The organism is Avibacterium sp. 21-595, assembly GCF_023611905.1.
Lineage (GTDB): Bacteria > Pseudomonadota > Gammaproteobacteria > Enterobacterales > Pasteurellaceae > Avibacterium.
Window position 1 is genome coordinate 2,031,386 of record NZ_CP091455.1, and the last position, 15,342, is coordinate 2,046,727.

Annotated in this window: 15 protein-coding genes; 2 read left to right on the top strand and 13 right to left on the bottom strand. The window is 40.4% G+C overall.

Annotated elements, in window-relative coordinates:
• Positions 1-28: 28 nt before the first annotated feature.
• From pyrR to purM, 3 genes are all read right to left on the bottom strand, one after another.
• Entirely contained in the window at positions 29-571 is a 543-nt protein-coding gene (gene pyrR / locus L4F92_RS09405; protein WP_250363527.1) for a bifunctional pyr operon transcriptional regulator/uracil phosphoribosyltransferase PyrR, read from the bottom strand.
• 133 nt (positions 572-704) lie between these two features.
• Positions 705-1,343 carry a phosphoribosylglycinamide formyltransferase gene (gene purN, locus L4F92_RS09410; RefSeq protein ID WP_250363528.1) on the bottom strand — a complete coding sequence of 213 codons (639 nt, stop codon included), beginning with the start codon at positions 1,341-1,343 and terminating at the stop codon, positions 705-707.
• On the bottom strand, positions 1,343-2,380 hold the full coding sequence (gene purM / locus L4F92_RS09415; RefSeq protein WP_250349563.1) for a phosphoribosylformylglycinamidine cyclo-ligase: 1,038 nt from the start codon (positions 2,378-2,380) through the stop codon (positions 1,343-1,345). Before purM ends, purN begins: the two co-directional genes overlap by 1 nt.
• 233 nt (positions 2,381-2,613) lie before the next feature.
• Between purM and L4F92_RS09420 the strand changes: the two genes are divergently transcribed.
• Positions 2,614-3,081 carry a surface-adhesin E family protein gene (locus L4F92_RS09420; protein ID WP_250363529.1) on the top strand — a complete coding sequence of 156 codons (468 nt, stop codon included), beginning with the start codon at positions 2,614-2,616 and terminating at the stop codon, positions 3,079-3,081.
• Positions 3,082-3,175: 94 nt separating this feature from the next.
• Here L4F92_RS09420 and L4F92_RS09425 read toward each other — a convergent pair whose 3' ends face one another.
• The 5 genes from L4F92_RS09425 to L4F92_RS09445 all read right to left on the bottom strand — a co-directional run bounded on the left by L4F92_RS09425 (position 3,176) and on the right by L4F92_RS09445 (position 8,568).
• A complete protein-coding gene (locus L4F92_RS09425) occupies positions 3,176-3,898 on the bottom strand; it encodes a TerC family protein (RefSeq protein WP_250363530.1) in 723 nt (240 codons plus the stop codon).
• A gap of 72 nt (positions 3,899-3,970) precedes the next feature.
• Complete coding sequence (mutH, locus tag L4F92_RS09430) at positions 3,971-4,639, bottom strand: DNA mismatch repair endonuclease MutH (protein ID WP_250363531.1); 669 nt, start codon at positions 4,637-4,639, stop codon at positions 3,971-3,973.
• 31 nt (positions 4,640-4,670) lie between these two features.
• The gene (locus L4F92_RS09435) at positions 4,671-5,210 is read right to left on the bottom strand and encodes a methylated-DNA--[protein]-cysteine S-methyltransferase (protein ID WP_250363532.1); all 540 of its coding nucleotides are present in this window, start codon (positions 5,208-5,210) and stop codon (positions 4,671-4,673) included.
• Between the two features lie 90 nt (positions 5,211-5,300).
• Positions 5,301-6,680, bottom strand: coding sequence for an outer membrane protein transport protein (locus L4F92_RS09440; protein ID WP_250363533.1), 1,380 nt, complete (start codon positions 6,678-6,680; stop codon positions 5,301-5,303).
• 229 nt (positions 6,681-6,909) lie between these two features.
• Positions 6,910-8,568: a putative transporter gene (locus tag L4F92_RS09445; RefSeq protein WP_250363534.1), complete on the bottom strand. Its 1,659-nt coding sequence runs from the start codon at positions 8,566-8,568 to the stop codon at positions 6,910-6,912.
• 208 nt (positions 8,569-8,776) lie between these two features.
• Here L4F92_RS09445 and L4F92_RS09450 point away from each other — a divergent pair, with 208 nt between their 5' ends.
• A complete protein-coding gene (locus L4F92_RS09450) occupies positions 8,777-10,558 on the top strand; it encodes an ABC transporter ATP-binding protein/permease (protein ID WP_250363535.1) in 1,782 nt (593 codons plus the stop codon).
• 86 nt (positions 10,559-10,644) lie between these two features.
• Here the strand turns inward: L4F92_RS09450 and L4F92_RS09455 are convergent, their stop codons facing one another.
• From L4F92_RS09455 to L4F92_RS09475, 5 genes are all read right to left on the bottom strand, one after another.
• Positions 10,645-11,385, bottom strand: coding sequence for an ankyrin repeat domain-containing protein (locus L4F92_RS09455; protein ID WP_250363536.1), 741 nt, complete (start codon positions 11,383-11,385; stop codon positions 10,645-10,647).
• Between the two features lie 91 nt (positions 11,386-11,476).
• Entirely contained in the window at positions 11,477-12,247 is a 771-nt protein-coding gene (locus L4F92_RS09460) for an energy transducer TonB (protein ID WP_250363537.1), read from the bottom strand.
• A complete protein-coding gene (gene exbD, locus L4F92_RS09465; RefSeq protein WP_250349552.1) occupies positions 12,248-12,634 on the bottom strand; it encodes a TonB system transport protein ExbD in 387 nt (128 codons plus the stop codon).
• Between the two features lies 1 nt (position 12,635).
• On the bottom strand, positions 12,636-13,091 hold the full coding sequence (exbB, locus tag L4F92_RS09470; protein WP_250349551.1) for a TonB-system energizer ExbB: 456 nt from the start codon (positions 13,089-13,091) through the stop codon (positions 12,636-12,638).
• 163 nt (positions 13,092-13,254) lie between these two features.
• Positions 13,255-15,306 (bottom strand): TonB-dependent siderophore receptor, encoded by a 2,052-nt coding sequence (locus L4F92_RS09475; protein WP_250363538.1) that lies wholly within the window; start codon positions 15,304-15,306, stop codon positions 13,255-13,257.
• Between the last annotated feature and the right edge of the window lie 36 nt (positions 15,307-15,342).

Below are 15,342 nucleotides of genomic sequence, written 5' to 3' on the forward strand. Positions count from 1 at the left end.
GTTTGATAAAACATTTTTTACACGACGTTTATTTTGATACCAGCGCTACTTCATAACATTGATCAAACTTCATCGTGCGAACTTGCACTTTTTCCGCACGACTGGTTGGCACATTTTTGCCGACATAATCGGCACGAATTGGCAATTCACGGTGTCCGCGATCCACAAAAATCACTAATTCCACTTTTGCTGCTCGCCCAAAATCAATTAACGCATCTAACGCCGCTCGAATGGTGCGCCCCGTGAACAACACATCATCAACCAAAATTACAATTTTATTTTGAATACTCACATAATTTGATGCGCCGCTATACACAGGTGATTGACTTTGTGGCTCAACATATTCTAAATCATCGCGATAAAAAGTAATATCCAAATCAAGGGAAGGGACTTCTTTCCCCGTTAAATCATTAATTTTACGCTTAATTAATTCTGCGATTTCTGCCCCACGGCGTTTAATGCCGACGATCACTAAGTCATCAAGATGTTGATGTTTTTCTATGATCTCGTGTGAAATCCGCGAAATGGTTCGCATAAATCGATCTTCATCAATAAGAATTTTTTCTGCCATTTATAAATCCTAGGTTGTGATAAATTTTTTCGCTACTATACCAAAAACTCACCCAAAAATGACCGCACTTAATAAAATTCTTTCTCGCTCAACATAACGAAAAAGCACAAACCTGCGTTTGTGCTTTGTATCGTTAATCGATGGCATACCCTGCATTTGGCAAGCGCTTGCCATCTAAATAAGCCTTGCCAGCCTCAAGCGTTAAGCGATCGGTCACAAACCATTTAATCACCAAAGGATAAATTTGTTGCTCTTGATATTTCACTCGCTGCTCAATATCAACCACGTCATCATCAGGAAAAATCGGCACTTTTGCTTGTAGCACAATTGCCCCGCCATCTACCTCTTCATTGACAAAATGCACCGTTGTGCCGTGTTCTTGTTCGCCCGCCTCTAAAGCTCGCTGATAAGTATGTAAGCCGGGGTATTTCGGTAACAATGAAGGATGAATATTGAGAATTTTTCCCGCAAAACGTTGGGTAAATTCAGCAGTCAAAATTTTCATATACCCCGCTAAAACAATCAAATCCGCCCCTAATATGGCGATATAATCACCAATAGCCTGATCCATTTGCTTATTATCTGCATAATCTTTTCGCTCAAAAAGTGCGGTAGGAATTTCAGCCATTTTTGCCCGTTGTAATCCATAAGCCGTTGCTTTATTAGAAATGACAGCACAGATTTGTGCGGGGATATCGCCAACCTTGCAGGCATCAATAATGCTTTGCAAGGTTTGCCCCTCACCAGAAATTAATACAGCGATCTTTTTCATTAACGAATAATAACCTGCTGTTCACCTTCACTTAGGCTTTCAATATGCCCAATCTGCCACGCCGTTTCGCCCGCTTGGTGTAATAATGCTAACGCGGTTTCCACTTGATCTTGTGGCAAGGCAATGATCATTCCCACACCACAATTGAAAGTGCGGTACATTTCATAACGTTCAATGTTGCCCTGTTCTTGTAGCCAGTTGAAAATAGCAGGCCATTGCCAGCTTGATTCATCAATCACCGCTTTCACATTATGTGGTAACACGCGTGGAATATTTTCCCAAAAACCACCGCCTGTTAAGTGAGAAATGGCGTGAACAGACACGTGTTTGATTAATTGCAAAATGGATTTTACATAAATTTTTGTTGGCGCTAACACTTGATCGGCGAAAGGTTTTCCGTCTAATTGTGCTGTAGCTGGCTCAATGCCTGAACGTTCGATTACTTTACGGATTAATGAATAGCCATTGGAATGCGCCCCACTTGAGCCTAATGCGATTAAGGCATCGCCCACTTTCACCCGACTACCGTCAATAATTTCAGATTTTTCTACGACACCGACGCAGAACCCCGCCAAATCATAATCACCTTGATGATACATACCGGGCATTTCAGCAGTTTCACCGCCGACTAAGGCACAACCTGCTTGCTCACAACCATTTGCGATACCTTTAATCACACTCGCTGCCACATCAACATCTAATTTACCTGTGGCATAATAATCAAGGAAAAATAGTGGTTCAGCGCCTTGCACCACTAAATCATTCACGCACATCGCGACCAAGTCAATGCCAATGGTATCGTGTTTATTCAAATCAATGGCAAGGCGTAATTTTGTCCCAACACCATCTGTGCCTGACACCAAAATTGGCTCTTTATATTTACTTGGCAATGCACAAAGAGCGCCAAAGCCACCCAATCCCCCCATCACTTCTGGACGCGTAGTGCGTTTTACATCGGCTTTAATTTTTTCCACTAACGCATTGCCAGCGTTAATATCGACACCTGCATCTTTGTAACTTAATGATTGTTTGCTCACGATTTTTTCCTATATGACTTGAGTTACTAAAAATCGCGCGTATTGTATCACGCCTACGCAATCGTTTGCGATAAATTTTCTCTTGTCTCATTATTTTCATTCTTTAGACGCATTTTGATTTGTGCAACAGCTCACAAAATTGGCTTTTTTTGTTAGAAATTGCCCCCCAAATATGCAAGAATAATTTTAACCTAATCAACACGCATTCTTCCTCAGAATGTAAGGAGGTCAAAATGAGAAAATTAGGTTTATCACTGAGTGTAATGTTGCTCGCTGCTTGTTCTACCACTCCAACTTCGCCTCCTCCCGAAGTCAAACTCGTGCTACCAACCTTAACCAAAGCGGGCTATTTCAAGTTAGCACCAAATGCCGAATATTATGTGGATACCCAATCAGTTTGGGTAGATAACGAAGACAAACATTTAATTCATTTTGATGTCGTGATTAATTCAGACAAAGGCTTATTCGTGTATAAAAACCGTCCTGAACTTTACGCGCGATCCGTGCGTCAATATAAAATACTCAACTGCGACACTTACCGTCTGACACAAGTTAGAACAGATTATTACAGTGAATTTTGGGGCGATGGTATCCGCGCAGCGCTACGCAAACAACAAAGGCATACGGTAAAATTGCAAAAAAATTCCACCCTTTATGTATTGGGTCAAGTGATGTGCGCCAATATGTATCGAAAATGGTAAATGAAAAAACAAGATCACTAAAATAGAAAAAATGAGAAGAAAAAAGTGCGGTGCAAATTTTCAGCATTTTTGCACCGCACTTCTTATTTAAGCATTACGGGCGTTTAATCAAACGCTTACGCATTTTTATATTGATCATTTCAACCACAACAGAAAAGCCCATCGCGAAATAGATATAGCCTTTTGGAATATGGAAATCTAAGCCTTCGCCAATTAATGCTACGCCCACTAAAATCAAGAATGAAAGCGCTAGCACTTTTAGCGTTGGGTGGGCTTCCACAAAATCGCCAATCGGTTTTGCCGCAAGCATCATCACCCCAACAGCAATAATGATCGCTAAAATCATTACGCCAACTTGGCTTGCCATTCCCACTGCGGTGATCACGGAATCAAGGGAAAACACAATATCTAAAATGGCAATTTGAATGAGTACGCTGAAAAAATTCACTTTTTTCACCGCACTTTGTTCTTCTTCCTCTTCTGGCGTCATTGCGTGGTGAATTTCGTGGGTACTTTTGGCGACAAGGAACAATCCCCCTAAAATTAAAATGAGATCTCGTCCTGAAATTGATTGTGAAAATACCTCAAATAATGGGGTGGTTAATTTCATCAGCCAAGAAAGGGAAAGCAGTAATAAAATACGCGTTGCCATTGCTAAGCCTAACCCAATCAAGCGTCCAGATTGGCGTTGTTGTGCGGGTAAGCGCCCAACTAAAATGCTGATAAAAATGATGTTATCAATACCTAACACAATTTCTAATGCGGTTAGGGTAAATAAGGCCACCCACGCCTCTGGGCTGGCAATCCAATCAAACATAATCCGTTCCTTAAAGAAAGTAGAGATAAGGCGAGCAATAATATAGATTTCTCACTTTAATGCAAAGGGAAATCAGCTATTTCGCTGAAATTGTTGCAAGATTTCGTGTGTGAAATTTTTGCGTAAATAAAAACCGAGTGGCAAGGTGTCAATCATCTCACCGTTTCGCCCAATGCCTTTCGTGAGCGATTTCCGACTTGCGCCTTTAGGGCGAAGTTGTAGCACTTCCCCCAGACGTGCGGTAATTTCATCAAGGCGACCAAATACGATATATTCCATTAATTCTTCCCAATCTTGTTGTAAGCGTTGTTCTTGTTCATAAGAAGGTTGCCACAAAATAGGCTGTCCGATATGACGATCGGCAAGAGGAATATTGCGTTCACCTTCAATGGGTATCCACAGCACTTTAGATAATTTATGCCGAACGTGGGAAGATTGCCACGTAATGCCACTATTTTGCACTAGTGGGGCAAGGCTGACAAAGGTGGTTTCTAAAGGTTTGCCTTGACGGTCAATGGGAATGGTTTTAAGTTCAATGCCAAGGTGCGCAAAATCTTGTTCTGCTTTGCTTCCTGCGGTTGCGCCTAAGGCGCTTTCCAGCAACATACCTACCCAGCCTTTATCCCGTTTCAAATTGGGTGGCACAGCAATATTCAGCCCTTTGGCAACTTCACCAAAGGTGAGACCAGCGAGAGATTGCGCGAGAGAAAGAAGGGCTTGTTCGGAGTGCGGACTATTCATAAAGTGCGGTGCTTTTTTATCTGGTTTTTACTTAGCTTTGATACTTTTTCAATAATTTTTGTTTGACGTATTCCACGCCTTTATCCACATAAGCAATATTTTCTAACTGTAATAAATAGCGTTTGGCTGGTAATCCACCACCAAACCCTGTTAGCTGACGTGTTTTACCTAACACACGATGGCAAGGAATGATAATGCTAATTGGGTTGCCCCCTACTGCACCGCCTACCGCCCGCACCGCTTTAGGGTTATTAATGTGATGGGCTAACTCGCCATAACTTGAGGTTTCGCCATAAGGAATTTGGCACAATTGTTGCCAAATGCGTTGCTGAAAGGGAGTACCTTGTGGATTAAGCGGAATATCCGCAAAGGTTTCTTTTTCGCCATTGAAATAACGTGTTAACGCCGCTGAAACCTGAGTAAAGAGCGGATGATTTTCTCGCAAAATCCATTTCGGATTTGGGGCAATTTGCTCGGCTTCAAAATCCAAATTGGTCAATTTATTATCTTGGCTAATCATTAATAATCGCCCTATCGGGGAATGATAATAACAATAGTAGATTTCAGGCATTGGTGAGTTCTCTAAAAATGATATAAATAAGCCTATCCAGTTGGATAGGCTTATTATAATGAAATTTGCGTAAATGCCTAGTTTCTCAAATTAGAAGCTGTAATTTACGTTTAAACCGTAAAGGTTAGCACTGGATTTTGAACGATAGTCGGCTTTAACTTCAACTAAACCACCACCAAGGCTTTGTGTTTCGGTGAAGTTTACTTTCTTACCACGTAGGTGAGCAAAACCGAAATCCACAGAAAGATTTGGGGTAAATTTATAGGTTGCCCCTAAGCTGTACCAAGTGCGATCTGTATCAGGAATTGAGGCACTTGCGTGTTCTGTTGGTGCAGCGGCTTCATCATAGGCAATCCCTGCGCGTAAAGTTAATTGGTCATTAACAAGATAACTTACCCCTAAAGCTACGCGTGTATTATCGCGGTATCTTTCTTCCTTATGAAGTGCAAGATCCCCATTACGAGAGCCTGCTGGCACACTGTCATAGGTGGCGTGTAAATTCTTTAAACGGCTCCATTCTGTATATTTGTAACTATAATGCACGGCGAAAGCATCTGTTAATTGGTGGAAACCTGAAATTTCCCAATATCCTGGTAAATTTAATGTTAATGATCCTGCACCAACATAAGGCTTAACCCCATAAGGCATATAACTTACCGCATTACGATCTTTAAACTCAATATCAATTTTTGAATGATATGCCACACCAATACGGTTTCTTTCATTAAATTCATAAACAAGACCGGCATTCCAACCAAAGCCCCAAGCGCTTCTATCTTCAAGGTGAGTGAGAACTGTACCTTTCTCAACGCCTGCACCAACTTGTGCCGCCATTGGCGCATAAGGGCTAGGACTTGCTGCAACAGCATTTAGTGCATCATCTAAAATCCCTGCTGTGCGTTCAACTTCAGCTTTAGCATAAATAGCATTTAACCCCGCACCAATACTAAATCCTTCGCTAACACGGTAAGCACCACTTAAATTTAAGTTAATTGCGCTTAAATCAGTTTTTCCACCAAAAACACCCGCACTATAATCGCTACCATATTCACTTCTTAAACCAAAGTTTACATTCATTCCTGCACCAATTGCGAACTTATCATTAATTGGTGAGACGAAATACATATTCGGTACTAATGAACCTGGCACTACATCGTTATTATCCGCAGATTGTGGACGAGTAACTGGACGTCCTCCTGCTGTGGCTGTTACTGTGCCATCAACACGAATTTTAGAATCCACATAAACGCCACCAGCACTAAATTGGTTGGTTTTAAATAATGTCATTAACGCAGGGTTGGTCGCTACCACAGAAGCATTATCAGCAATCGCGGCTTCACCCGCATAAGCTCGCCCTAAGCCAGAACTTGACACTTCTGCTAATTGGAATGCTGCTGCTTGTGCGCCGCCTGCAACAGCCAATAATGCAGAAGAAAGTAATGTTCTTGAAAAAATTGTTGTTTTAGTCATTTGTAACCTTTTTTCGATTAAATTGATAAAAAAAGCCGTTGGATTGTAAAGAAAGCCCCCCACTAGTGCAAACAAATTTGGGCAAACTAATCAGAGTTCAGACCAGTTGAGAAATCTAAAAAGAAAACAAAGGGATGATAAGTGACAACATCGTAATAAACGTTGAGAGTGTATAGAAAACAGAAATAAAAATGCCCAGTTTAACTGGGCATTGCGAAATTTCGGACTATTAGAAAAAAGACCACAACAAGATGGCTAATAACTGCGGCGAGAGTATTCGCAAGAACATTACTAAAGGATAGACCGTCGCATAAGAAAGCGCCGCGACCCCACTATCTTCTTTAATCGCATTGGCAAAGGCTAGCGCTGGCGGATCCGTCATTGAGCCTGCAAGCAAACCGCATAAAGACAAGTAATTCAGTTTTAGATATAAGCGAGCAAATAGCCCTACCGCCATTAATGGGAAAAATGTGATGATAATGCCATACCCCATCCATTCAAGCCCTGAGCCATTCACTAGGGTATCCACAAAATTACCGCCTGATTTCAGCCCAACTACCGCTAAAAACAGCACAATACCAATTTCTCTTAAGGCGAGGTTTGCACTTGGTGGCATAAACCAGTAAAGTTTTCCAATGCTGCCTATTCTCGCCAAAATCAAGGCAACAACAAGTGGTCCACCTGCAAGCCCAAGTTTTAACGCCACAGAAAGCCCCGGAATATAAAAAGGAATAGATCCCACCAGCACGCCTAAACCAATACCAATAAACACTGGCAGCATTTGTACTTGTTGCAATTTTTGTTGTGCATTCCCAATAAGGGCAATGGCATTCTCAATCACATCTGTTCGTCCGACAATATGTAATACGTCCCCAAATTGAAGTGTAGTATCCGCACTAGGAACTAGCTCTACCCCTGCACGGTTTAAGCGAGAAATTACCACGCCATATTTTTGATGAATACCAAGTGATTTTATTTTCTTTCCTAGGACTTTCTCATTCGTTACAACGATACGTTCAGAGCGTAAATCCCCTGTCAGAGTTGAACGTGGCACATCAATGGCTTCACCAATGACTAACTTCATTTTATGCAGGACGTGAACATCACCGACTAAATGCAAAATATCATCAAGAAGAATTTCCGTATCGGCACTTGGCACACTCACATTCTCGCCACGTTTTAAACGAGAACAAACCACATCCTCACTTTCAAAGCCGGGAATTTCAATTAACGTTAAGCCATTTAAATTCTGATTTGTAACCCGAATATTCATTGAGCGTAAACTGTCTTTATCTTGCCCACTTTCACGTTGGAAATTTGCCTCTTCTTCCTCTACTTTTATCTTAAAAAATAACCGCACTAACCACATTGTGAGTAAAATCCCACAAATCCCAAAAGGATAGGCTACTGCATATGCCATCCCCATATTACTTGTGGTATGGCTCATTCCCAATTCAGCAAGAATTTGTTGCCCAGCCCCCAATGATGGCGTATTTGTAACTGCGCCAGAATAGATCCCCAAAATAATATCAAGTGGAACCTCAGCCGCTTTATATAATACAACCACACTGGCTGCCCCAAGCAACACGATCAATACGGCTAATCCATTGAGCTTTAAGCCAGATTCTCGCAATGAAGCAAAAAAACCGGGACCGACTTGAATCCCAATTGTATAAACGAAAAGAATTAACCCAAATTCTTGAATAAAATGTAACGTATGTGCATCTAAATGCACGCCATATTGGTTGGTAAAATGGGCAACAATAATTCCCCCAAACAAAACACCTCCAATACCTAACCCTACGCCACGAACTTTGAAATGCCCGATCCATAATCCGACGACCGCAACAAGGGCTAAAATGCTAATCGTCACCGCAATATCACTCATCACAACCTCGATAATTTCATTTAACTAAAAAAATTATAGCAACCTCTAAACAGAAAGAATGGATTAAAATCTAAAAGTTTAATCTACATCACATTTTTCTTGCGTGCGGACTAAATTTCTTTAACAATCTTTGAACAAATTTTTAATTCTGCGCTCTAAACAAAGACGATTTAACCTTTTATTTTCACATATTTACTCGGACGGTATTATGAATTGGTCAGAAGAATTACTCAGTTCATTTTTATGGATAATTCAAAGTCTTGTTATTACAAGCATCGCATTTTCTATTATTTTAGCCATTTTGGTGAAAACAACCCGTTGGGCAAGACAATTTTGGCTCATCACCCAAACTTACCTTTCGCCGAAACAGCATTTAAAACCACTCTGTTATTTTTGGGTGATTATTTTCTTTAATTTGCTTGCGGTACGGTTAGATATTCTCTTTTCTAACTGGTATAACGCAATGTATAGCGCCTTACAAGAAATGAATGCAAACGTATTTTGGCAACAAATGATCATTTTTTCTTTGCTCGCGACGGTACACGTTTTAAACGTCTTGTTTACCTATTACCTTTCGCAACGTTTTAAAATTCAATGGCGAACTTGGCTTAATCAACAATATCTCAACCAATGGACAGCAAACCAAGCCTATTACAAAACCTTGCATGGCACTAGCCAACTAGACAACCCCGATCAGCGAATTCAGCAGGATATTGACTCTTATGTGACCAGCTCACTTGGCTTTGCCACTGGCGTCATTTCCTCAACCGTATCACTGGTTGCCTTTACTGCAATTTTATGGGATTTATCCGGTCCAATGGTGATCGCAGGCTATGAAATCCCACATATGATGGTCTTTCTGGTTTTTGTTTATGTGCTAATTACGAGTCTTATCGCTTTTAAAATTGGACGACCATTAATAAAACTTAATTTTGCCAATGAAAAGCTCAATGCGAACTACCGCTATTCCCTCATTCGTTTGAAAGAATATGCCGAAAGCATCGCCTTTTATCGTGGTGAAAAAATGGAAAGCCATATTTTATTTAAACAATTTAACAACATTATTAGCAATATCTGGCAATTGGTTTATCGAATGCTAAAACTGTCCGGATTTAATCTTGCGGTATCGCAAGTTTCCGTTATTTTTCCTTTTATCATTCAAGCGACACGTTACTTTAGTGGACAAATTAAATTAGGGGATTTAATGCAAACTTCACAAGCGTTCGGTAAAGTGCAAGAAGCCCTTTCTTTTTATCGAAATTCTTATGATGACTTTACCGCTTATCGTGCAGTACTTGATCGTTTAACGGGTTTCCACAGTGCGCTCCATTCTATTAATCACAACACAAATGTGGAAATAGAAAATAGCGATGGCGAAGTGATTTTTCAACATTTAACGATTAAACGCCCTGATAATCAAAGCCTGATTGAAAAACTTAATCTCACTCTCCCTTTAGGAAGTCGCCTACTTATTCAAGGTCCTTCTGGCTCAGGAAAAACAACCCTATTACGCACCATAGCCGGACTTTGGCCATATTCTGAAGGCAAAATATATTGCCCGCAAACACAGGCATTGTTCCTCTCACAAAAACCGTATTTACCGCAAGGTCGATTAATTGATGCGCTTTATTATCCTGCACTTGCACCTCAAGAACCGGATTTATCCCATATTCAACAAATTATGCAACAGGTCAATTTAGGTCATTTAAGCGATAAACTTGAACAACAAAAAGATTGGACGCGTGTACTTTCTCTCGGCGAACAACAACGCCTTGCTTTTGCGCGTTTATTTTTACATAAACCACAGGTTGCCTTCCTTGACGAAGCCACCGCAAGTATGGACGAAGGATTGGAAGAAGCAATGTATCAATTATTAGATAGCATATTACCAAATACCACTATAATTAGTGTAGGGCATCGTTCTACCTTACTGAAACACCACGCATTACATTTACAAATTCAGCCAGACAAAAGCTGGCGTTTATGCTAACTAATAAAAAATCAGAATAAACAAAAGTGCGGTGTAAAAATAGGAAGTTTTTACACCGCACTTAGCTTTTTATTTAATCTTATTAACTAATTACAACTAGGTTTGCCTGTTTTATGATTAATTGCGCCATTTTGAATAAGCAGTTTTTGCATTTCAGGTAAATTACGCTCACAGGCATAAGACAAGGCACTTTGGTTATAAGAAAACATTGATGGCTCTTTTGTGGTGGTCACTAAATTCACATTTGCTCCCTGAGAAATAAGGAATTTTACTGTTTCCAAGCGGTTATTGCTGGCTGCAACCATCAGCAAGGTTTCACCATCACTTTCAATGCTTTGATCGTTTAAATCTACGGGGCTTAAATTCCCATAGATTTTTTTCACTATATGGGTATTTTTTCCTAATACGGCTGATTTCAGCACGTTATAAACATCACCTGAATCAGTAGCAAAAAGGCTTGCACCTTGTGAGATTAAATATTCTACAATATCTTCATAACCAATAAATGCAGCCCAACCAAGCGCGGTTTGCCCAAGACTTCCTGTATCTTTTACCTCAAGATCTTGCCCTTTTTCAACCATCGCTTTAATTTCAGCTAAATTACCTTGTTTGACGGCATCAAACCAGTGTGCATTTTCACCTTTAGAGGGTTCTGTATAGAAAATGCGCCACGCAAGCTTATTTGGATTCGCAATATCGTGCATTTCTTCTGCACTAAAACGAAATGCGGAGGTATAAGGCTTCGCCTGTTCATTTTCTGTTGCAGAGGTGAACATTGATATGCCAAGGGTTAAGGTAAAAGTAAAAAGTTGGGTTAATTTTTTCATTATCTTCTCTCTAATAAAGTAGGGAGCGAGCATTATAAAGAGAAGTGCGGTGTAAAAACAGGGAATTTTTTCACCGCACTTAAGAATGGTTTTACTGAATACTAAATCGTAATGGCACACTTGCCGAGGAGCTAACACTTGCGGGTTTTGCTCCAACAGAACGCGCGCGTTTTACGGCATCAAGGGCGGCATTATCCAGATCATTATTCCCTGATGATTTTGCTAATTGTACATTATTCAATGAACCATCATTTGCGATGGTGAAACTAACAGTAACGATTCCCTGTTTTCGCATCATTTTGGCGCGTTGCGGATAACGTTGCTGACGCTCAATTTCCTTCCTTATGGCACTAAGGTAGGCTTTGGCTTCATCTGAACTTGTTCCTTTCCCAACTAAATTCGGATTAGTTACCGTTGCTTTGCCTAGACTCGTTGCATTGGAGGTGATCTTCGCCGCTGAATTAATATTATGATCGCCTTTTTCTAATTCTTTATTTGCCAACGGTTTTTCTTTTGGTTTTTGCTTCGGTTTCTCTTTTGGAATTTTTTTTGGCTTTTCCTTTTTAACTTCTTTTTCCTTTGGTTTTTCAGGCTTTGGCGGTTCTGGTTTCACAATAGGATCAGGCACGCTTTCTTTCACTTCTGGTTCTGGCTCTATTGGCTGTGGCTCTGGTGTCACTTCAGGCTCTTCCACGGTCATTCCCATTAGCATTTCCATTGAAATGCTATTATCAATGATTTCTGCCTGATAACCATTTGCCGTGCCATCATCTCGTATTGCATAAAGAATTGCCCCAATGAGCGTTACGTGGAACAGCAAAGAAAAGAAAAAACCAAACCAAGAACGATGTTTATTTGCCATTTAGTTGCCTTTCTCTTTCATTGTTACAATGGCAACATTTTTGATGTTATTCTTCGCCATTAAATCCGTGAGGCTAACAAAATCTTGGAAGGTTGCTTTCGCATCGACTTTTAGGGTAACTTTTTGATCTTTCGCCCAGCTTGCGACTTCTTTTTCCATTTGAGCGAGATCCGTAGGTTTATCGTTAAAAAAGATTTCCCCTGTTTCGGTAACCGTTAATAATTTAGCCAAATCGTCCGACTTAAATGCGACGGTACTGCTTGCTTTTGGCACATTGACTTGGATTTTTCCTTGAGAAATAAAAGACGCGGTAATTAATACAATCGCCAGCAACACTAACATAATGTCAATGAAAGGGATAATATTGATTTCATCAAACTTTTTCACATTATGCCCCTAGATTTTTTTGTCCGTTTAAGGCTTTCCATTTCAAGCGATTCACTTCTACTTTACGTTGTAAACCGTTGTAAAACACCATTGATGGAATGGCAACTAAAATCCCTACGGCAGTGGCTTTGAGCGCAAGAGAAAGATTAAGCATAATGGCGGCCGCATCAATATCTCCCCCTGAATTTCCCAATTCATAGAAGGTTAATAGAATACCGATAACTGTGCCAAGCAAGCCGACATAAGGGGCATTCGATCCAATAGTGGAAATAATAGTGAGATTACGGTTGAGATCGATGTCTAATTCGTGAATATTGGTGTAGTGTGAAACATTCACACGGCTCAAAAAGATAAAACGTTCAATGACGAACCATACCATCATAAAGCTCATTAAGCCGAGTAACCCTAAAATAATGTAATCAATATAATGTTGTAAAAATGCGAATAATTGTGGCATTGGGAAATCCTTAACGCTGACGTTAAATAAAACTGAGGCAAACTGCCCTTAATTGTTATTGAGAATGAATTTCAATTAGGTTGCAAATTGTAACAAATTAAAAATTTTCGGTCAAAGTGCGAATAAAAAATGCGGTGAAAAATCACCGCACTTGTTAAACAGATTAGAATGTGTAATTCACATTCATTCTAAAGTCGCGTCCAGCGCCCGTTAAACTATTTACCCCTGCACGCTGGCTATGGCTTTTGTAGTTTTTGTTGAATACATTATCTACTGCAACGTTAATCGTGAGATTTTCATTGGCTTCCCAGCTCGCATAAAGATCATTTACGCCATAACCCGGTTGTTTCACACTTGCGCTTCCACCTGAACCACGGCTCGGTGTTCCTGTTTCGCCTTCAACAAAACGTCCTTTCCAACCGATAATTAAGTTTGGATTAGCGAATTTGTATGACACTTCGGTTGTCCAAGTACGCCCTGTTGCCACAGCAAATACTGTATTATCCGCCACATTACCATAGACTTCAGGTTTACTTTCTGCCACACCTGCGCGTAGTGTTAAGCCCGCGTGTTTATAAGCAGCGGATAGTTCATAACCTTGGTTACGCAATAATGCGCCATTATAAATAACATTATTTTTCAATGACATCGCATCTTTTACTTTTTGCCAGAAGTAACTTCCACTTAGTGAAATACGATCATTTAAATCATAATTGAAACCAATTTCTGCATTACGGGCTTTTTCTGCACGGATATTGCTATCAATCCCAATTGTGCCAGAACCAGCAATCATTACCTCATATAAACGAGGGCTACGGGTTGCATAGTTCAAGCTGGTGTTCAAGCTTAAATCATCAGAAACTTGCCAAATTAAGCCCGCACTTGGGTTAAAATGCCCTTTGCTTGCCTTAGAGCCATTTGACGCTTTAAAGTTAAAGTAATCATAACGCGCCCCTGTTGTTAAGATGACAGGCCCCATTCCCCAAATGCCTTCTACATACACGCCGAGATCGTCTTTGCGTTGATTATGCGCACCTGCGGCAAGTTGATTTGGTTTTCCTACTTGTTTACGATAATTTACGCCGTATTTCACTAGGTGATTTTCACCAATGGCGCTGTCTAAATTTAAGTTAGCTCCCGTAGTAAGAATTTGGGTTTTACTGCTTCCTTCTTCACGTACACGTTTTGTATGATAAACATTGGCTTTCGCTTCGGTAACAAAGCCCATATTCTTACCTGTCCACTCCAAATTGGTGGTATCTTGCGTAGTGGTACGGTAACGTGGGTTATTATTCTCTTCATTCACCACATAGTTGCCGTTTTGGTCAAGTACATAATAAGAATCGTTACCACGTCTGTCTTTTCCTGCATAAACTGAACTTAAACGATAACCCTTATCACGTTGTTCTTGAGATAAGCGAGCAGTAGAAACATAAGAATTAGAAAAATCAAATTCTTCACGCAATGCACGCACACCATAGTAACGTTCTTGGCGATGGCTTAGTACCACACGTTGATTTTCAGTGATATCCCAACCTAATTTAGCCAATAAGCCACGCTCACCTAGTGCGCTGTTTTGTACGGTATCTGAACCATTAAGATTTTTATAATCTTTACCGCCTTTATAGTTTTCTTTGTGATTCCAGTTACCTGAAACTAACGCATCAAATGCCCCTACTTTGCCATATACACTCGCGCCTTGCGTATAGCCTTTATTACTACGCACACCGCCAGTAAGTTTAAACCCAAAATCTTGCCCTTCTCTTAATAAATCTTGCGCATCAACGGTTGTTGCAATAATTGAGCCACTGGTTGCACCAATCCCAGCACTGGCAGAACCCGCGCCTTTTTGCACATCAATACGTTTAATTAAGGCTGGATCCAATAAGAAGCGACCTTCGTGGTGGAAAGATTGGGTATCTGAATAAGTATTGTCCACTTTGAAGTCAATTTGATCTTGCCCCATTCCACGAATTGTTACCCATTGCGATGTTCCGCCATTTCCACCACCAAAATTAATCGCAGGCTCATTAAATAACAAACCACGTAAATCCGTTTCCGTACTACGCTCCATTTGTTTTAGGGTAACGACATTGGTTTTGCTTTTCGCTCCGGTATTTTCAGTAACAACATCAATCACACCTAAGGTTTCCGCTTGCACCGCCGTTGCCACAAGTGTTGCGAGAGGTAAAAGAACAAATTTTGCTTTCTTCATAATGAACTTCCTTTATTACACATCATTAAAATATTG

Bases quoted from the DNA above. Each gene is read 5' to 3' on its own strand.
- L4F92_RS09455 (WP_250363536.1), bottom strand. From the start codon at position 11,385: ATGAAAAAATTAACCCAACTTTTTACTTTTACCTTAACCCTTGGCATA.
- L4F92_RS09435 (WP_250363532.1), bottom strand. From the start codon at position 5,210: ATGCCTGAAATCTACTATTGTTATTATCATTCCCCGATAGGGCGATTA.
- L4F92_RS09460 (WP_250363537.1), bottom strand. From the start codon at position 12,247: ATGGCAAATAAACATCGTTCTTGGTTTGGTTTTTTCTTTTCTTTGCTG.
- pyrR (WP_250363527.1), bottom strand. From the start codon at position 571: ATGGCAGAAAAAATTCTTATTGATGAAGATCGATTTATGCGAACCATT.
- L4F92_RS09420 (WP_250363529.1), top strand. From the start codon at position 2,614: ATGAGAAAATTAGGTTTATCACTGAGTGTAATGTTGCTCGCTGCTTGT.
- L4F92_RS09475 (WP_250363538.1), bottom strand. From the start codon at position 15,306: ATGAAGAAAGCAAAATTTGTTCTTTTACCTCTCGCAACACTTGTGGCA.
- purN (WP_250363528.1), bottom strand. From the start codon at position 1,343: ATGAAAAAGATCGCTGTATTAATTTCTGGTGAGGGGCAAACCTTGCAA.
- L4F92_RS09445 (WP_250363534.1), bottom strand. From the start codon at position 8,568: ATGAGTGATATTGCGGTGACGATTAGCATTTTAGCCCTTGTTGCGGTC.
- mutH (WP_250363531.1), bottom strand. From the start codon at position 4,639: ATGAATAGTCCGCACTCCGAACAAGCCCTTCTTTCTCTCGCGCAATCT.
- L4F92_RS09425 (WP_250363530.1), bottom strand. From the start codon at position 3,898: ATGTTTGATTGGATTGCCAGCCCAGAGGCGTGGGTGGCCTTATTTACC.
- L4F92_RS09440 (WP_250363533.1), bottom strand. From the start codon at position 6,680: ATGACTAAAACAACAATTTTTTCAAGAACATTACTTTCTTCTGCATTA.
- exbB (WP_250349551.1), bottom strand. From the start codon at position 13,091: ATGCCACAATTATTCGCATTTTTACAACATTATATTGATTACATTATT.
- L4F92_RS09450 (WP_250363535.1), top strand. From the start codon at position 8,777: ATGAATTGGTCAGAAGAATTACTCAGTTCATTTTTATGGATAATTCAA.